Genomic DNA, 17,876 nt, shown 5'->3' with positions numbered 1-17,876 from the left:
AACAAGCCCGCACACAATCGCCGGATTATTTATGACAAGTCACTAAACAGTATCATTGGAAAGCAATAAAAAACTGTAATTTCAATAAATTAACTCGCAAGCCAGACTTAATAAAAATCATTTTCAGCGGCCGTTTTTGAGCTTGAGCCCGCTTTTGCGGGCTGCGCCATGAAAGCCCCTGCAAAGGGTGGTAAGATCGTTTTCCTTCTAAAGATGAAACAACTGATTGATATGGCAGCCCGAACCCTGAAAATTGCCACTCGCAAGAGCCCCTTGGCCCTGTGGCAGGCCAACTTCGTCAAAGACCGGCTGGAAGCCCTGTACCCCGAGTTGCAGGTTGAGCTGGTGCCCATGAGCACTCAGGGTGACAAGATCCTGGATACCCCTCTCGCCAAGGTGGGCGGCAAGGGGCTGTTCGTCAAGGAGCTGGAAACCGCCATGCTGGAGGGACGAGCCGACATCGCCGTGCACTCCATGAAAGACGTGCCGGTGGAGTTCCCCGAGGGGCTCGGCCTGCACACCATCTGCGAGCGCGAAGATCCGCGCGATGCCTTTGTTTCCAACCGCTTCGGCCAGATCGATGAGCTGCCGCAGGGAGCCGTGGTCGGTACCTCCAGCCTGCGTCGTCAGTGCCAGCTGCGCGCGGCACGCCCGGATCTGGTGATCCGCGACCTGCGCGGCAACGTCAACACCCGTCTCGCCAAGCTGGACGCCGGTGAATACGACGCCATCATCCTCGCCGCCGCCGGCCTGAAACGGCTGGAGATGGCGCACCGCATCACCGCCTTCATCGAGCCGGAACAGAGCCTGCCCGCCAACGGTCAGGGTGCGGTCGGCATCGAATGCCGCCTCGACGATCACGAGCTGCACGCCCTACTGGCGCCGCTCGAACACCCCGAGACCCGGATCCGGGTGCTGACCGAGCGCGCCATGAACCGTGCCCTGCAGGGGGGCTGCCAGGTCCCCATCGGGGCCTACGCCCTGGTGCAGGGGGAAGAAGTGTGGCTGCGTGGCCTGGTGGGCAGCCCGGATGGCAGCCGTGTCATTCGCGACGAGATCCGCGGCCCGCTGGCCGACGGGGAGGCCCTTGGCCACACCCTGGCCCAGCGTCTGCTGGCCGATGGTGCCGATGTCATCCTGGCCGAGGTCTACCGGGCATGATCCCGCTGGTGGTGCGCCCGGCCGCCCAGGCCGCCGAGCTGGCGGCACTGCTGCGCCAGCACGGCCACGCACCGCTCTGCTGCCCGCTGTTGGAAACCGTGGCGGGCAGCGAACTGCACCGCCTGCCCGAACTGCTGCCCCAGGCCGACATCGTCATCGCCGTCAGCGTGCATGCAGTTCATTTCACTCATCATTTTCTGTTGCAAACTGGTCAGACCTGGCCAAATATTGACTACTTTGCGGTCGGTCAGGCCAGTGCGGATGCCTTCGCTGAGGTGGGCATCCAGGCCTTGAGCCCGGACGATCCGCGCAGCGAAGGGCTGCTGGCCCTGCCCGGCCTGCAACAGGTGAACGGCAAGCAGGTGCTGATCCTGCGCGGCAATGGCGGCCGGGATCTCATCGCCCGGACGCTGGCCTCACGCGGCGCACTGGTGCACTATTGTGCGGCCTATGAGCGCCACTACCCCGCACTGGACGGGGACGCATTGACCCGCCACTGGCAGGCGGCCGGGCTCGACAGCCTGCTCGTCACCAGCGGCGAACTGCTGCAGCGGCTGCTGGAACTGGTCCCGGACCAACAGCTGCCCTGGCTGCACGACCGCCTGCTGGTGGTGCCCAGCCCGCGGGTGGCCGAGATGGCCGCGGCGGCGGGCTTTACCCATATCACGATTGCCCAGGGTGCATCCAACCAGGCCCTGACGGCCGCTCTGGAACTGAGGAAGATGGAATGACTGAACAGCAAGAAGTCCAGCCGAGTGCCGCGGCCTCCGTGGCCGACAACAAGCAACCCGGCCAGAAGGTCAACAACAAGAAGGGCAGCTCGGGTGCTGTGGTCGGCGGCATCGCCATCCTGCTGGCCCTCGGCCTGACCGGCGGCCTCTATCTGCACGGCCACAAGAGTGCGGTGGCCCAGCAGGGCGAGCTGAACCAGCTCAAGCAGCAACTGGCCGAGGCCATGAACAAGCTTGACCAGAGCAACAGCAAGGATGGCGAGCAGCTGGCCGCCCTCGGCAAGCAGCAGCAACTGCTGCAGGACGAGCTCAAGGGGTTGCAGACCCGAGTGCTGGATCTCAACGACAAGCGCCCCAACGACTGGATGCTGGCCGAATCCGAATATCTGGTGCGGATGGCCGGTCGCAAGCTGTGGCTGGAACACGACCTCGTCTCCGCCATCACACTGCTCGGCAATGCCGACGAGCGCATCAAGGCGCTCAACGATCCCAGCCTGATGCCCATCCGCAAGGCGCTGGCCGAAGACATCGCCCAGCTCAAGGGGATGCCGCGCATCGACCGCGAAGGGCTGACCCTGAAGCTGGCCGCCCTTTCCGATCAGATCGAGCTGCTGCCGCTCTCCACCGTCAGCATGCCGGAAGCCAAGAGCGAGCCTGATCAGGCCGTCAGCACCAACCCGGACGAGTGGGAGAGCAATCTCAAGAAGAACTGGGTCAAGTTCACCGAGAACTTCATCACCATCCGCCGCCGTGACGGCGCGGTGGAGGCCCTGCTCTCCCCGCAGCAGGAGATATTCCTGCGCGAGAACCTCAAGACCAAGCTGCTGCAGGCCCAGCTCGCCGTCTACCGTGAGCAGCAGGCCCTCTATGACGACAGCCTGGACAAGGCCCAGCGCTGGCTGACCCAGTATTTCGACACCGACAACAGCGCCACCCACTACATGCAGTCCGAGCTGGACAAGCTCAAGGGGGAGCAGATCCAGTTCAACTATCCGGATCGCTTCAAGACCCAGGCCATGCTGGAAGAGGTGCTGACCGAGCGCCTGCAGCGCATTCTGGCCAGCAACTGAGGAGGGCACCATGATTCGTCTGATTGTACTGGTGGCCGCCATGGTGGCGGGCCTCATCTTCGGCCCGCAGGCCTCCGGCAACAAGGGCTATGTGCTGATCTCGCTGGGCAACTACACGGTTGAATCTTCGGTCACCAGCGCGGTGATCCTGGCGGTGCTGTTCTACGGTGCCCTGCTCATTGTCGAGTGGCTGCTGGGCCGGGTATTCGGCCTGCGCCGCAAGACCCTGGGCTGGTACGGCTCGCGCCGGCGCCGCAAGGCCAACCAGCAGACCGTGGCCGCCACCCTGGCCATGGCCGAAGGGCACTACAGCCAGGCCGAGAAGCTGATGCTCAAGGGCGCCAGCAACAGCGACACCCCGCTGCTCAACTACCTGAGCGCCGCCAAAGCGGCCCAGGCCCGTGGCGATGACGTGCGCCGGGACCAATACCTGCAAAAGGCGCAGGAGGAGAACCCCAAGGCCGAGCTGGCACTGACCCTGACCCAGACCCAGCTGCAGATCGAGCAGGGCCAGTACGACACCGCGCTGGCCATGCTGGAATCCGTCTACGCCCTCAACCCGCGCCACCCCATGGTACTGGACCAGCTGCGCCAGGTGCACCTGGCCCGCGAGGACTGGGCTGCCCTCATCGACCTCATCCCAGTGCTGCACAAGGTGGGCAAGCTGACCCCCAAACAGGAAGAGGATCTGCTGCAGCAGGCCTGGCGTGGCCGCCTGAACGCCGCCAGCGGCGCCCTCGAGACGCTGCGCCCGATCTGGCAGGAGCTGCCGCGCAAGCTGCGCCAGGATCCGGATCTGCTGGCCGCCTATGGCGATCGCCTGCGCCAGCTGGGAGCCGACAATGAAGCCGCCGAGCTGTGGCTGGATGCGCTGCGCAAGCAGGTCTCGCCCCAGCTGCTGGCCCGTCTGCCCAAGCTCAAGCTCGACAGCTACCAGCCGATGCTGACCCTGCTGCAGAAGATCCAGGATCAACCTGGCGTCGATGCGGCGCTGGCCCAGGTCTACCTGCTGGCCGGTCAGCTGGACGACGCCCAGCGCCTGCTGGAACAGGAGGTCGCAAAAGCGCCGAACGCCGCCGTCTACCACGCCCTCGGTCAGGTGATGGACAAGCGCCGCCTGACCAACAAGGCCAACGAGTACTACCGCCAGGCATTGCAGCTGGCCGACGTCTGACGTCCGTTCGTCGCAAAATAAAAAGAGGCCGCAGTTGCGGCTTCTTTTTATTGGGATTGTTCCGAATAGCTGCTCTCCCTTCTCCCCTCGCGGGAGAAGGGTCGGGGATGAGGGGGAACCAGCAACCACTCTCTCCCTGAGGGAGAGGGTCAGCCTCAGGCCGTCATTCGCTCCAGTTCACCAATGAGCCAGATAGCCTCCTCCCGGTGATAGCCGCACACGTCCTGCATGGGACGAAAGGCGCCGCACACCGCCGGGCGCTCGGGCTGGCCGAAGATCTTGCAGCCCAGCCGCGCATCGAGCTGCACGCAGGGCACGCCGGCCGGTTTGCCGTCGGGCATGCCGGGAATGGCACTGCTGATACTGGGGGCGATGCAGCAGGCACCGCAACCTTGACGACATTCCATGTAATGCTTTCCTCGGCAGGGCGAACCAGTTTAGCAAAGGGCGGGGATTTTCTTCACTGTTATCCCGGCCTCGCCATGAAATAGTGCCTTGCAACAGACAACAAAAAGCCCGACAGCGTCGGGCTTTTCAGGCGGTACCATGGGGGTTGCCCCGCACGCATCCTGATTAGAGGATGATGTCGCGCACCACGCTGTCTTTGCGATCCAGGAAGTGGATCGACTTGATGCGGCGGATGGTCCGCGACTTGCCACGGATCAGCAGGGTCTCGGTGGTCGCCATGACGCCGTCGCTGGTGATGCCATCCAGCAGATCACCCTTGGTGATGCCGGTGGCCGAGAAGATGACGTTGTCATTCTTGGCCAGGTCTTCCAGCTTGAGCACCTTGCTCACGTCGATGCCGAGTGCCTCGCAGCGGGCAATTTCCTGCTCGCCCAGCGCACGCACTTCCGGGCTGTCGCCCTTGACCTGATGACGGGGCACCAGGCGGGCCTGCATGTCACCGTCCAGCGCACGGATCACCGCCGCCGAGATCACCCCTTCCGGCGCGCCGCCGATGCCATACAGCATGTCCACTTCGCTGTCCGGCAGACAGGTGAGGATGGAGGCAGCCACGTCGCCGTCAGGAATGGCGAACACCCGCACACCCAGCCCCTGCATCTCCTTGATCGCCTTGTCGTGACGCGGCTTGGCCAGGGTGATCACGGTCAGGCGGGAGAGCGGCTTGCCGAGCGCCTTGGCCACGGCCTTGAGGTTCAGCTCGAGGGCCTGATCGAGGTCGATGGCACCCTTGGCCTTGGGACCCACGATCAGCTTCTCCATGTACATGTCGGGGGCCTTGAGGAAGGAGCCCTTGTCGCCGACGGCCAGCACGGCCAGGGCATTGGCCTGACCCATGGCGGTCATGCGGGTACCCTCGATGGGGTCGACCGCGATGTCCACCGCGTCGCCCAGACCCGTGCCCACCTTCTCGCCGATGTAGAGCATGGGGGCTTCGTCAATTTCACCCTCGCCGATCACAATCTCACCATCGATCTGGATCTGATTGAGGATATGGCGCATGGCCGCAACGGCCGCCCCATCGGCGATATTCTTGTCACCACGTCCGAGCCACTTGTAGCCAGCCAGTGCAGCCGCTTCCGTCACTCGGGAAAACTCGATTGCCAGTTCACGTCTCATCGCATATCCAACCTTTGGAGCTCGAAAACGGGCGGCATTCTACCACAAGGGCAAACCTTTGCGCGCAAAAGTGGCGGTTCGTCACACAAAACACGGCCCTTTCACCAATTTGACATCAAACCGCCACCGACACTTCACGAGAGTGTCACCCCGCTGTCATCCCCCCTGCCTAGCATGGCCCCCGTCTTTTACAACAAAGCTTGCAACACAAGGGATTAAGATGAAAAAGCTGACTGTAGTGGCACTGGCTCTCACCGCGGCCTTCCAGGCTCACGCCGTTGAAGTTTACAAGAATGACACCACCACCCTGGATCTGTACGGCCGCATCTACGCCGGCCAGTTCTTCGGTGACAAGAAGGAAGGGGTCGACAGCACCCATCCAAACGGCACTCAGGAGTACAGCGACAAGCAGGGCGCCAACCAGTTCGTCCGCTTCGGCGCCAAGGTCGACAGCCAGATCAACAGCCAACTGAAGGCGCTGGCCCAGTACGAAGTGCAGATGTACATCAACGACAGCGAGAAGACCATCAGCGAGAACTCCGACAACCTGCGCACCCGTCTGGCGTTCGCCGGTGTTGGCGCCGACTGGGGCAACATCACCTTCGGTCGCCAGAAAGGGGCCCCTGGCTTCCTGGCTGACTGGACCGACGTTTCTCTCTCTGACGGTTACGGCAACGACGCGCTGGGCGCCAAGACCGACACCTTCGCCACCAACCGTGCCGGTTCCGTGCTGAAGTACTCCGGTCTGTTCAACGGCTTCCAGGTCGACACCAGCTACAAGTTCGACGGCGGTGACACCGAAGAGACCACCAGCAAGGACAGCGATGCCGCCTACGGCGCCGCCGTGGCCTACACCTTCCCGTTCAACCTGGCGCTGGGCACCGCCTACAACGTGGGGATCCGCGACAAGAACGGGGAAGAGGATGCCAAGCTGTGGCTGCTCTCCGCCAAGTACGACAACAAGGCCGTCTACGCCGCCCTGAGCTATGCGGACGGCACCGACTTCCTGGCCACCGGCAAGGATCACACCGGCTGGGAAGGGGCACTGGGCTACAACTTCGAGAACGGCTTCGGCCTGATGGCGCTGTGGAACAAGCAGAAGGTGGAGCAAGACGGCAAGGCCGACTATGACTCCATCGACTACTACACCCTGGGCGCCCAGTACAAGTTCAACAAGAACCTGCGCGTCATCGGCGAGTACCGCATCAACAACCTCGACAGCAAAGAGAGCGGCAAGCTCAACGTCAAGGATGACTTCCAGCTGGCGGCCCGCTACGACTTCTAAGTCGGGCCCCTCTGCACTGCGCGCGCCGGCTGATGCCGGCGCGCTCTTTTGCATCCGCGTCGGCGTGCCCTGCTCCCCATGATCTAGGCTCAACAGAACCACGACGAGGAGATCATCATGCCGCTACGCCTGCTCATCTGCTGCTGTCTGCTCTGCGCCCTGCCCGTCCAGGCGCTGACCATCGCCATGGTGCTGTGGCGCGGCGAAACGGACGCCGAGCGCGGCTTTCGCGACGAGCTGAACCGGCTCGGTCATCACCCCACTTTCGTTACCTTCAACGCCAATCAGGACAGAACCGCGCTGGCCACCCTGCTGCGCCAGCAACTGCTGCCCTCCCTCGCCGACTACGACTACATCTACTGCTTCGGCACCACCGCCACGGCCATGGTCAAGAGCCTGGTGGGCAACCGCAAGCCGTTGATTTTCAGCATAGTGTCCGACCCCGTCGGGGCCGGCTTCCTGTCCGACGACAAGACGGAAAACCAGATGGTGGCCGGCACCAGCAACATGGTGCCGATGGCGCTGCAGCTCGCCAACGCCCGCCGCTATCTGCCCGCCGGCAAGGGGCTGCTGCTGCCGTTCAACCCGCGCGAGCAGAACACCCTGCTGACCGGCGAGCTGCTGCTGCGCGAAGCCCGTCGCTACCAGTGGGAGCTCACCACCTGGCGCATCGCGCCGGACAAGCGGCGGCTGGCCAGCGAACTCAAGCGGCTGCAGCACGACGCCAAAGAGAGCATCGTGTTTCTCGCCGCCGACAGCTACCTGCTCTCCATCGCCCCCGAACTGCTGGCTGCCCTCAACGAGGCGGGTATCCCCACCATCTGCAGCGCCGAGCTCTATGTCGAGCACGGCTGCACCGTCGGCACCATCAGCAGCTATCGGGCCCTCGGCCAGATGGCGGCCAGCATCATCCACCGCAACCTGCAGGGCACCCCGCTGCAGGATATCCCGCTGCAGACCGACCCGGCGCCGCGGCTGGTACTGGGCAAGCAGCTGGCCGAGATCGCGCCCTCTGCCGCCGACCACTGAGCCCCTCATCCCCCTTCTTCCCTCCTCCCGTCACCTTGCCGGCAGGGCGCCCTGTCGGCGGTGGCGAGCCATCCGATACCCAGCCCCATCGTCAAAACATGTTTCTATTGCACAGCTAATGAAAATCAATATCATTAGCATCCTCCCGGATGGGAGAAAACAAAATAATTACAAATAAATCAACAAGTTCAGACCATCAGGTCGCTTCTTCAAGAGTCAACACGCAACATGCACACACCTCACCACCCACGCACTCTGCTGAGTGTCGCCCTGCTGGCCCTGAGCGCCGGCGCGCACGCCGAAGACGAGACCATGACAGTGGTCGGCAAACGCAGCCAACATGAAGAGGTCGCCACCGCGACCCGCACCAACACCCCGGCCAAGCTGGTGCCGCAGGCCATCGACAGCGTCAAGGCGAGCGAGCTGACCGCCTTCGGCCAGCCCACCCTGAGCGAGGCGCTGACCGGCATCCCCGGCGTCAACGCCAGCGGTGACACCCGTTTCGACGGGGTCAACATCCGCGGCTTCAGCGCCAGCAACGACTTCTATCTGGACGGCTTTCGCGACGACATGCAGTACACCCGCGACCTTGGCAACACCGAGCGGGTCGAAGTGCTCAAGGGGCCGGCGGCGGTGCTCTATGGCCGTGGCAGCACCGGCGGCATCGTCAACCGGGTCAGCAAGAAGCCGCAGAAGGGGCTGGAATCCAGCGTCAGCGCCCAGGTCGGCAGCTTCGACAGCCGCCGGCTGGCCGCCGACCTCAACGGCGAAGCGGGTGAGCAGGTGCAGGTGCGCCTCAACCTGGCCCAAGAAGACAAGGACAGCTTTCGCAACGGCGTGACCAGCAAACGCACCCTGCTGGCCCCCTCCGTCAACTGGGAGATCAGTGACAAGCTGAACTGGCTGCTGCAGTACGAGCGCAACGAGCACGACCGCACCCCGGATCGCGGCATCCCCGGCGTCAACGGCCGGCCCGCCGACGTGCCGAAGGAGTATGTCTACAGCGATACCCGCCGTGACTTCATTGACGACGTGGCCCAGTCCACCCGCTCACGCCTCACCTGGGACATCAACGATCAGTGGCAACTGCGCCAGCAGCTGGGCTACACCAGCCTCGACAGCCAGTTCGACAACACCTATGTCACCAGCGTGAAGGGGGATCAGGTGACCCGCTCCCGCTGGCAGCAGGATCTCAAGGCCAACAGCCTGATCAGCAACACCGAGGCCGAAGGCCAGCTGCAGACCGGCCCCATCGAGCACCGTCTGCTGGTGGGCTTCGAGCAGAACTGGCAGGAGCGCACCCCCAAGCTCTACCAGAACGCCACCGCGATCCCGGCCGGCAACCTCTATGATCCGGGCTCTTTGCCCACCTACGATGGCGCCATGAAGCTCTCCAGCGACGCCAACCACAAGGTGCGTGGCTATGGCCTCTATGTGCAGGATCAGCTCAGCCTGGGTGACTGGCACCTGCTGGCGGGTCTGCGCCGCGACGACTTCACCGTCACCAGCCGCCGCAACGACCTCAACAAGGAGGAGACCGTCTCGGTCACCAGCCTGAGCCCGCGCCTGGGTCTGGTGTGGAACCCGATCGAGGAGCACGCCTTCTACGCCTCCTACAGCAAGACCTTCACCCCGGTGGGCGGGGAGCTGATCGGCATCACCCCGGGCGACAAGAACAACAACCTGGATCCCCAGCACACCCGGCTGTACGAGGGCGGCGTGAAGAGCGACTGGCTGGATGGCCGCCTGGCGACCACCCTCTCCCTCTACCGGCTGGAGATGTACAACAAACGCAGCAAGGATCCGCTGGATCCCACCAAGGTGATCCTCACCGGTCTGCAGCGCACCGAGGGGATCGAGCTGAGCGCCCGCGCCCAGCTGACCGACGAGCTCTACCTGCGCGGCGGCATCGCCATCCAGGATGCCGAGCAGGTCAAGGCGGACGCCGATCTGCAAGGCAAGCGGCCGATGAACGTCTCCCGTCAGAACGGCGAGCTGTTCGCCGGCTATCAGAGCGGCAAGCAGGGCTGGTTCGGCGAGACCGGGGTGACTGCGGTGGGCGATCGCTTCGCCGACAACGCCAACACCACCACCCTGCCCGGTTACGCACGCTTCGACGCCCGTGCCGGCTACCGCTGGCAGCAGTGGGAAACCCAGCTGAGCGTGGAGAACCTGACCGATCACGACTACTTCGTCAGCGCCACCAGCGCCTCCCAGATCATGCCGGGCACACCCCGTCAGCTGCATCTGAGCGCCGCCTACCGCTTCTGATCCCCGCCTTTTCCCGATCCCTCTGGCCAGCGTTCGCTGGCCAGATTTTTATGAAGCACCGAGCGATGAAACGCAGAAAACTCCCCCTGCACAACAACAAGTGGGTGCGCCGCATCCACGCCTGGGCCGGCTTTGCCACCCTCACCCTGATGCTGCTCTACGGCCTCACCGGCCTCTGGCTGCAACACAGGGCCGCGCTGCCGCTGCCCGGCCCCCACACCGAAAAATCCAGCGAAGAGATAGTGCTGAGCGCGCCGCTGACCAGCCCGGATGAGCTGAAAAGCCTGCTGCTGCAACGCTATGCAGCAGGGTTCGAGGAGGCGCGCGTCCAGCTCACCCCGCCCCAGACCCTGCCCACCCCCGACGGCCCGCTCACCCTGCCGGCCCGCTGGGAGATGCGCGGCGTCACCCTGAGCGAAAGCGTGGCTGCCAGCTATGTGGCGGGCACATTGCTGGTGCGCACCGAACTGCAGCAGGCCAACTTTGCCGCCAGCCTCAACCGGCTGCACCGTGGCATGGGTACCGGCCTGTCGTGGCAGCTGGTGGGGGATCTGGCGGCGCTGGCCATGCTGCTGCTGGCCCTCACCAGCCTGCTGATGTGGAACAAGCTGCACGGCCCGGCCGCGCGCGGCATCGCCCTGCTGCTGCTGGGCGCCTTGGTCACCGTGCTGGTGGCCCTGCTCTAGCGCATTTACCGACGGCAAAACGGGATCTGTCTCTCGGCGGCGGTAACCTTGCCCGCACCTCGGGTAACAAAGGGTAACCGGCCGCCGATGGGGGTCACAGTTGCCGGCCTGGCGGCTGGATGAGGATCGCCTGCGGCTGCTAGGGTGCGCCCTCAACCCAAGCGGCAAGAGGCAGCATGCGCATCTCCAGCATAGAGTGCGGGCGAGTAGTGGCCATCATGGCGGTGATGGCCATTCACCTCTCCCCCTTCAGCAACCCCTTCGATCCCACCCTGTGGGACGGCACTCTCTACTTCTGGCTCGGGGGCGTCATCAACCAGCTCTGCCGCTTCGCGGTGCCGCTGTTCTTCCTCTGCGCCGGCTACTTTCTGCAGCCCGCTCTCGCCGCAGGCCACCCCCTGACGGTGGCGCTGCGCTACTGCCGCCCGCTGCTGGGGCTCTGGCTGGCGTGGAGCCTGCTCTACGTGCTGATACCCTTCAACCCGCTCGCGGCGGTGAGCGAGGGATACCTGCCGGCCATGGCAAGCCAGTGGCAGATGCAGCTGGGGGATCCGCTCAACGCCTGGTGGGTGGGCGGCATGATCCACCTCTGGTTCCTGCCCTCCCTGATGCTGGCGGTGCTGATCCTGGCGCTCTGCCAGCAGGCCCGCCTGCCCCGGCTGGCCCTGCTGCTGGGCGTCCTGCTCTACGGGCTGGCCCTGCTCGGCGGCTCCTATGGCCCGCCGCTGCTGGGGGGCGAGTGGGCCCTGCTGACCCGCAACGGCCCCTTCTTCTCGCTGCTGTTCGTGGCCCTTGGCGCCGAGCTGCGCCTGCGCGCCTGGCAGCCGGATGCCAGGCACTGCGCCCTGCTGATGATGGCGGGGATGGGGCTCTACGCCCTCGAGGCCGCAGGGCTGCTGCACTTTGCCGCCGTGCCCCTCAACCGCCACGACTTCCTGCTGGGTTCGCTCCCCTGGGCGCTGGGACTGTTCGGCCTGCTGCTGGCCAATCCGGGCTGGGGCCGGGGCAGCTGGCTCGAGCGCCAGGCACCCAAGGTGCTGGGCCTCTACTGTCTGCACATGATGCTGGTGGTGTGGCTGATGATCTTCGGCCCGCAAGGCAAGCAGGTGTGGTGGGAGCTGCTGAAGGTGCCGGCGCTGCTGGCGCTCTCCCTGCTCGGCTACCGGCTGCTGGCACAGGGGGCAGCCAGTCGCTGGCTGCTGCGGGCCCGCTAAGGGAAATGAGGATGGGAGGGAGGCCGATCCCTCCCCACTCAAGGCTGAATGGGGGGTTCAATCTTTATTCATCGCGGATAGATAAACTCCGGGACTCCTTAAACGCGACACCCAGGAGTCACGACCGTATGAAGTTGCTCACCAAGATGCTGTTCACCAAGCAATCCGGCCTTGTCCTCGTTCTGCTCGCCGCCAGCGGCTCCCTCAGCGCCGCCCAGATCGCCAACAACAACATCACCGAAGCCGAGATCAAGGCCGCGCAGGATGCCTGGGGCAAGGCCCTGATCCAGATCAGCGACGACTACCGCAGCGGCGGCATCGACAAGGCCAGAGCCACCGCCACCGCCGTGCTCGACGGCGCCTACGGCTACCACCATGGCCCCGTGCTGTTCAAGCCGACCCTGGCCGGCGGCGAACAGACCTTCCGCATCAATCAGGAAGGGGCGCTGGCCTACTTCGTCGGCAACAATCAGGCCTATCCCGCCGACACCGGCTTCGCCCTCAAGAACTGGCAGAGCTACAACTACGACAATGCCGCCGTCTACATCAACGGCGACATGGCCCTCACCATGGGCAAGGTGCACCTGACCGATCGGGACAACAAGCAGACCACGGTCGACAAGACCTGGGGCTTCAAGAAGGGGGACGACGGCAAGGTACGCATCGTGCTGCACCACTCCTCCCTCCCCTACGCCGGCTAACGGCAACAGGCGACCCGCGGGTCGCCTGTTTTGTTATGGAGGTACCAGTTTGGCCACCCGTCGGGTGACGACGGGGCCTGTGCTGTTACCATGCCTCCCTTGTGATGATTCCAGACGAGACACCCATGCAGATCCGCCCCTTCACCCCGGCCGACACCGAGGCCGTCCTCGCCATCTGGCTGGAGGCCTCCCTGCAGGCCCACCACTTCATCGAGCCCGCTTACTGGCACGCCAACCTGGCGCCGATGCGGGAGATCTATCTGCCCGCCGCCGACAGCCAGCTGCTCTGCCTGGGTGAGCAGGTACTGGGCTTCTACTCCCTGCACGAAGGCACCCTGGCCGCCCTCTTCGTGACCCCCGCGCGGCAGGGGCAAGGGCTGGGCAAGGCCCTGCTCGAGCACGCCAAACGGCAGTTGCCGACCCTGCGGCTGCAGGTCTATCAGCAGAACCGGACCGCATGCGACTTCTATCGCGCGCAAGGGTTTCAGGTGGCGGCCGAGGGCGTGGATCCTCATACCGGCTGCGCCGAGTGGCTGATGGTCTGGCCGGCGCGGGATTAACCGGGCTCGCCGAGATGGGGCTCGTCGCGGGCCGCCCCCGCTTCACTCCGGGCCAGCAGATCGCCGTGGCTCAGCGCAAAGTCGTGCATCTGCTGAAGCAGGGGGAGCAGGGCGACGCCGAGCGGGCTCAGGCTGTACTCCACCCGGGGCGGCACGTCGGGGTAGAGGGTGCGGATGACGACGCCGTCGCTCTCCAGCTCCTTGAACTGGGCGGTGAGCACCTTCTGGCTCACCTCGGGCAGGCTGCGGCGCAGGTCGCCAAAGCGCAGGGTCTGCACGCGCAGATGAAACTGGATGGCCGGTTTCCATTTACCGGCCAGCAGGCGCAGCACCCGGTAGGCGGGACAGGGCAGTGAGGACAAGGGATGGCTCGCAAGTGGTTACTTTGCGGTAACTATGCCACGAAAATGTGCCTTCTTGCAGCCAAGATGCCGGCTTCCTATGATGCGGGCTTAGTCATTCAACACCCACGAGAGGTTCACCATGCCCAGCCTGCTGCAGATCCATTTCAACTTCCCCGCCGAGCTGATGGGGCCGGCCCTCACCGCCGCGGCCATGCCGCTGGCCGAGTCCATCACCAAGGAGCCGGGCTTCATCTCCAAGATCTGGACCGAAAACCCGCGCACCGGCGAGGCGGGTGGCATCTATCTGTTCGAGGATGAGGCCAGCGCCCTCGCCTACGCCACCATGCACGAGCAGCGGGTGCTCGCCATGGGCGCCAGCGCGGTGCAGTTCAAGCTGTTCGACGTCAACGAGCCGCTCAGCCGACTCACCCATGGTCTGCTGTGATCCCCTCAAGCGACAAGCGGTAGCAGCTAGCCTGCTGCCAGACAAAGCCCAGCCGCCGAAACAGCCGCTGGCTGGGCAGATTGTCCGGCTCGATATCCGCCACTAGCGTGGCGATGCCGAGCTGGCGGGCATAGGCGATCAGGGCCGTCAGCGCCTCTGCCATCCATCCCTCTCCCCAGTGGCTGCGAGCCAGCATGCAGCCCACCTCTGCCTGACGCAAACCAGCCTCCCCCGCAAAGCTGTGCAGGCCGCAGGTGCCGATCAGGCGCTCGCTGTCGTGCGCCACCAGCCCCCACTCCAGCGACTCGCCGGCGGCCAGCAACCGCGCGACGCTCGCCAGCATCTGCGCCACGGTAGCGAGGCTCGGGAAAGGCGGCTCGCCGACGAAACGCATGACCTCGGAGTCCCCGTAGATGGCGAACAGATCGGCACTGTCCCCGGCATCAAACGCCCGCAGCAGCAGTCGCGGGGTCGACAGCGAGGGCAGTGCACGAGGCAGGGGCAGCAAGTCGCCGCTGTGCACCAGGCTCAAAACCGCAGGGTCAGGCCGATATTGGCCTGCCACTGGGTCACCAGCTCGCCGCGCACCTTGAACACGCACTGGTCCGGGTTGCAGAGAAACTGGCTGTTGTCGTTGACCAGCGAGCCATAGCCACGCACCTCGGCCCGCAGCGCCAGATGCTCGGTCAGGCGCGGCTGCACCCCGAGCGCCAGCGACATGGAAGGGGCCACCTCGCTGTCGTAGGCGGCAAAGCGGGTCGCCCCGATACCGGCGCCGATATAGGGGGCCATCAGGTTGTCCGACAGGGTGAGCGCCCCGGCAAAGTGGAGGGTGTCCACCGTCAACCGATCCGGCTGATCGGGGGAGAGGCGGGTGGACTGGTGGCTGTAGAGCAGCTCTATCATGCCGGGATCATCCACCTCCTTGCTGATGAACAGGCCCCAGCTGCCGGAACGCTCCCCCTGCAAGGACTCCAGCCGGGTGGCGACGGGCGTCGGTTTGGGGTCGTCATTGGCCTCGAAGTCGATGGCCGAGCTGTAGCCGAAGAACGGCGTCACCTGCCAGCCGAGGGCGGCCTCCCCCTCGGCGCTCCAGGCCTGCCCCAGCGGCAACAACAGCCCCATCATCATGATCCCTGCTCGTTTCATCACGGCTCCTCCGTGCGCTGCATCAGTGCCCGTCAAGCATATCAGAGCCCACTGGCCCCCATCCTAAACCCGGCCTGTATTAAGCGATTTTCAGCGGGGAGATCACACTCCGTCGCCACCACCGGCAGCCTGCCGGCAAACGGCACATCCGCGCCGGCGGTTATTCATCCCGGATTAACCTGTGCCACGTATGCTGGCGCGCAATCGGCTCATGGTGAGCCGGTTCCACTCACCAGAAGGACATCAGGGAATGGTTGCCGCGCAACTCAACGACCCCCAGAACAAGCTCTCCGATACCCTGCGGGCCACCGCCCACGCCATCGAGGAGAGCCATATCAGCCTGCGCCAGATGCTGGCTCTGGTCGGCGAACAGGGCATGCTGCTGTTTTGCGTGCTGCTCACCGTGCCCTTCCTGCTGCCGGTCTCCATCCCCGGCGTCAGCACCCCGTTTGGCCTGTTGATCCTGTTCATCGGCATCGGCATCACCCTCAACCGGGTACCCTGGCTGCCCGCCATCCTGATGGAGCGCCGCTTCGCCGCCGAACAGCTCAAGCCGACCCTGCACAAGGGGGCGGATCTGCTGGCCCGCATCGATCGCTTCATCCGCCCGCGCCTGCTGCTGCTGACCGGCAGCAGTACCATCAACCGCTGCAACGGCCTGCTGATCATGCTGGCGGCCCTGCTGCTGATGCTGCCACTCGGGGCCATCCCCTTCACCAACGCCATGCCGGCCTGGGCCATCCTGCTGCTGGCTATCGGCATGCTGCAGCGCGACGGCCTGTTCGTCGCCAGCGGCTACCTGCTGGTGAGCGCCACCCTGGTCTGGTTCAGCGCCCTGGCCATCGGCCTGCTGATGGCCGGCCAGAGCGTCTCCACCCTGCTCGGCTAGCGGCAACACCAAGAAAAAGGGCGACCCATGGGTCGCCCTTTTTGACTTGTGCGGGATCCGCCGTCACAGCAGATCGTAGATAAGGGCCGAGATGGCCAGCAGCCCGATCACCAGCACGAAGAGGGTACTCGCCCCGCGATAACACTTGAGGGCGGGCAGACGATAGATGGAACAGGCCGGCAGCAGGAACAGGATCACCGCGATGAGCGGCCCGCTCACCTTCTCGATGATCTCCAGCACGTTCGGGTTGAGGTAGGTAATCACCCCGGTCACCACGAACAGGATGACCGACGAGACCCGTGCTATGGTCGCTTCACGCAGCGACAGCCCCAGCCCCTGACAGGCTCCGTTCACCATGCTCACCGTCCCCTCGCTCACCCCCATGGAGGTGCCGAGGAAGGATTTGGACATGGCCAGAATGGCGATGAGCGGCCCCACGTAGGCGATCAGCGGATTGGAGAACTTGTTCGCCAGCGCCGACAGCACCGAAATATTGTCGATGCGGGCCTGCGCCATCTCGGCCTGACTCAGGCTCATCACGCAGCTCACCACGAAGAACAGCACGCTGCCGCAAATCAGCAGGCTGCTGCACTTGATGATGCGCTTGGCGCGCTGGTCAGCGCTCGCCTGACAGCGCTTCTTCTGCGCCGCGCTGAAGGAGGAGATGATGGGGGCATGGCTGAAGGAGAACACCATCACCGGCACGATCAGCCAGAGAGATTTCCAGAATGCCGGATCACGCCAGTCCACCCCCTGACTCTCGCTGAAGTAGGAGAGGCTCCACTGGGGCAGCAGATAGATGGAGAGACCGATGAGGAAGGCAACCATGGGCAGCGCCAGCACGCTGATGGCCGACACCACCATCTGCTTGCCTGCCAGCAGCACCAGGTGCAGCCCCAGCATCACCCCCAGCACCAGCAGGCCGCGCGGGATCTCGGCATTGCCCAGCTGATGCACCACAAAGCTCTGGATCGCGTTGGTGATGGAGATGCTGTAGACCAGAATGATGGGATAGAAGGCCATCAGGTAGACCAGCATCAGCAGCTTGCCCGCCCGCGCACCGAAGTGCTCTTCCACCACGTGGGTAATATCCCCTTCCCGGTGGGAGCTGGATAATACAAAACGACTCAATGCCCGATGGGAATAATAAGAAAGCGGAAATGCCATCAATAATATAAATAGCAAAATAACCGGCGAATTACTGCCAACGGTAATTGGGAGAAACAGTGTACCGGCACCGACCGCAGTGGCATATAAGCCCATGGTCCATACCGAATCACTTTTCTCCCATTTCAACTTTGATGCGGGATTACTCTTTTCAGCAATAGCAACACTCATTGCGATATACACCTTATTAATCTGTCATCTTTTATTTTATTGGCCCGTGTAATTAGGCTGGTGATATGCAGCGGCATATCGACCGGATCGTAGAAAAAACAAGCCCGCCTGCGATCAACATGATCACCAAGAGAAAACGGGGATGCCACGCTACCATCGTTGAAATCGCCATAAAGGTCAAGGTTAATAATTCATGACTGTTTGAATCGGATTGTTTCAAAAGGAAATAAGATGTGTCATTTCGG

General features: G+C 64.0%; 19 protein-coding genes. 13 read left to right on the top strand and 6 right to left on the bottom strand.

The annotated features are described in order from the left end of the window. Positions 1 to 231 precede the first annotated feature (231 nt). The 4 genes from hemC to C2U40_RS00425 are packed head-to-tail and all read left to right on the top strand — an operon-like array spanning position 232 to position 4,136. A complete protein-coding gene (gene hemC / locus C2U40_RS00440) occupies positions 232 to 1,161 on the top strand; it encodes a hydroxymethylbilane synthase (RefSeq protein ID WP_016349245.1) in 930 nt (309 codons plus the stop codon). Next, the gene (locus C2U40_RS00435) at positions 1,158 to 1,892 is read left to right on the top strand and encodes a uroporphyrinogen-III synthase (RefSeq protein ID WP_045790785.1); all 735 of its coding nucleotides are present in this window, start codon (positions 1,158 to 1,160) and stop codon (positions 1,890 to 1,892) included. Before hemC ends, C2U40_RS00435 begins: the two co-directional genes overlap by 4 nt. Beyond that, complete coding sequence (locus C2U40_RS00430; RefSeq protein WP_103827298.1) at positions 1,889 to 2,962, top strand: uroporphyrinogen-III C-methyltransferase; 1,074 nt, start codon at positions 1,889 to 1,891, stop codon at positions 2,960 to 2,962. The genes C2U40_RS00435 and C2U40_RS00430 overlap by 4 nt, the downstream gene beginning before the upstream one ends. A 10-nt stretch (positions 2,963 to 2,972) precedes the next feature. After that, the gene (locus C2U40_RS00425) at positions 2,973 to 4,136 is read left to right on the top strand and encodes a heme biosynthesis HemY N-terminal domain-containing protein (protein WP_029301827.1); all 1,164 of its coding nucleotides are present in this window, start codon (positions 2,973 to 2,975) and stop codon (positions 4,134 to 4,136) included. A 155-nt stretch (positions 4,137 to 4,291) separates the two neighbouring features. On the opposite strand, the gene C2U40_RS00420 is transcribed toward C2U40_RS00425, so the two are convergent. After that, positions 4,292 to 4,543 carry a YkgJ family cysteine cluster protein gene (locus C2U40_RS00420; protein WP_103827297.1) on the bottom strand — a complete coding sequence of 84 codons (252 nt, stop codon included), beginning with the start codon at positions 4,541 to 4,543 and terminating at the stop codon, positions 4,292 to 4,294. Positions 4,544 to 4,709: 166 nt separating this feature from the next. Further along, positions 4,710 to 5,720, bottom strand: a complete 1,011-nt coding sequence (gene glpX, locus C2U40_RS00415; protein WP_016349240.1) for a class II fructose-bisphosphatase — start codon at positions 5,718 to 5,720, stop codon at positions 4,710 to 4,712. 220 nt (positions 5,721 to 5,940) lie between these two features. Here glpX and C2U40_RS00410 point away from each other — a divergent pair, with 220 nt between their 5' ends. The 7 genes from C2U40_RS00410 to C2U40_RS00380 all read left to right on the top strand — a co-directional run bounded on the left by C2U40_RS00410 (position 5,941) and on the right by C2U40_RS00380 (position 13,466). Beyond that, positions 5,941 to 7,005, top strand: coding sequence for a porin (locus tag C2U40_RS00410; RefSeq protein ID WP_016349239.1), 1,065 nt, complete (start codon positions 5,941 to 5,943; stop codon positions 7,003 to 7,005). A 117-nt stretch (positions 7,006 to 7,122) separates the two neighbouring features. After that, complete coding sequence (locus C2U40_RS00405; protein ID WP_039212909.1) at positions 7,123 to 8,034, top strand: ABC transporter substrate-binding protein; 912 nt, start codon at positions 7,123 to 7,125, stop codon at positions 8,032 to 8,034. A gap of 228 nt (positions 8,035 to 8,262) precedes the next feature. Beyond that, positions 8,263 to 10,305 (top strand): TonB-dependent receptor, encoded by a 2,043-nt coding sequence (locus C2U40_RS00400; RefSeq protein WP_103827296.1) that lies wholly within the window; start codon positions 8,263 to 8,265, stop codon positions 10,303 to 10,305. Between the two features lie 65 nt (positions 10,306 to 10,370). Beyond that, on the top strand, positions 10,371 to 10,991 hold the full coding sequence (locus C2U40_RS00395; protein WP_199773232.1) for a PepSY-associated TM helix domain-containing protein: 621 nt from the start codon (positions 10,371 to 10,373) through the stop codon (positions 10,989 to 10,991). A 176-nt stretch (positions 10,992 to 11,167) separates the two neighbouring features. Then, complete coding sequence (locus C2U40_RS00390) at positions 11,168 to 12,205, top strand: acyltransferase (RefSeq protein ID WP_103828851.1); 1,038 nt, start codon at positions 11,168 to 11,170, stop codon at positions 12,203 to 12,205. A gap of 128 nt (positions 12,206 to 12,333) precedes the next feature. Further along, the gene (locus tag C2U40_RS00385) at positions 12,334 to 12,906 is read left to right on the top strand and encodes a hypothetical protein (protein ID WP_029301822.1); all 573 of its coding nucleotides are present in this window, start codon (positions 12,334 to 12,336) and stop codon (positions 12,904 to 12,906) included. A gap of 125 nt (positions 12,907 to 13,031) precedes the next feature. Beyond that, positions 13,032 to 13,466 (top strand): N-acetyltransferase, encoded by a 435-nt coding sequence (locus C2U40_RS00380; protein ID WP_103828849.1) that lies wholly within the window; start codon positions 13,032 to 13,034, stop codon positions 13,464 to 13,466. Here C2U40_RS00380 and C2U40_RS00375 read toward each other — a convergent pair. Continuing rightward, complete coding sequence (locus C2U40_RS00375; RefSeq protein ID WP_103828848.1) at positions 13,463 to 13,828, bottom strand: winged helix-turn-helix transcriptional regulator; 366 nt, start codon at positions 13,826 to 13,828, stop codon at positions 13,463 to 13,465. The genes C2U40_RS00380 and C2U40_RS00375 overlap by 4 nt on opposite strands. A gap of 121 nt (positions 13,829 to 13,949) precedes the next feature. On the opposite strand from C2U40_RS00375, the gene C2U40_RS00370 reads away from it, so the two are divergent. Beyond that, positions 13,950 to 14,255: a monooxygenase gene (locus tag C2U40_RS00370; protein ID WP_103828847.1), complete on the top strand. Its 306-nt coding sequence runs from the start codon at positions 13,950 to 13,952 to the stop codon at positions 14,253 to 14,255. Here the strand turns inward: C2U40_RS00370 and C2U40_RS00365 are convergent. Continuing rightward, complete coding sequence (locus C2U40_RS00365; protein WP_103828846.1) at positions 14,236 to 14,787, bottom strand: GNAT family N-acetyltransferase; 552 nt, start codon at positions 14,785 to 14,787, stop codon at positions 14,236 to 14,238. The genes C2U40_RS00370 and C2U40_RS00365 overlap by 20 nt on opposite strands. Next, positions 14,784 to 15,404: an outer membrane beta-barrel protein gene (locus C2U40_RS00360; protein WP_042064640.1), complete on the bottom strand. Its 621-nt coding sequence runs from the start codon at positions 15,402 to 15,404 to the stop codon at positions 14,784 to 14,786. Before C2U40_RS00360 ends, C2U40_RS00365 begins: the two co-directional genes overlap by 4 nt. Before the next feature lie 250 nt (positions 15,405 to 15,654). Between C2U40_RS00360 and C2U40_RS00355 the strand changes: the two genes are divergently transcribed. Further along, the gene (locus C2U40_RS00355; RefSeq protein ID WP_016349228.1) at positions 15,655 to 16,293 is read left to right on the top strand and encodes an exopolysaccharide biosynthesis protein; all 639 of its coding nucleotides are present in this window, start codon (positions 15,655 to 15,657) and stop codon (positions 16,291 to 16,293) included. Positions 16,294 to 16,356: 63 nt separating this feature from the next. Here C2U40_RS00355 and C2U40_RS00350 read toward each other — a convergent pair whose 3' ends face one another. Beyond that, a complete protein-coding gene (locus C2U40_RS00350) occupies positions 16,357 to 17,631 on the bottom strand; it encodes an amino acid permease (RefSeq protein WP_103828845.1) in 1,275 nt (424 codons plus the stop codon). Positions 17,632 to 17,876: the final 245 nt, after the last annotated feature.

It is taken from the genome of Aeromonas sp. ASNIH4, from assembly GCF_002934425.1.
GTDB lineage: Bacteria > Pseudomonadota > Gammaproteobacteria > Enterobacterales > Aeromonadaceae > Aeromonas > Aeromonas hydrophila.
This window is presented reverse-complemented; position numbering and strand designations above follow the sequence as displayed.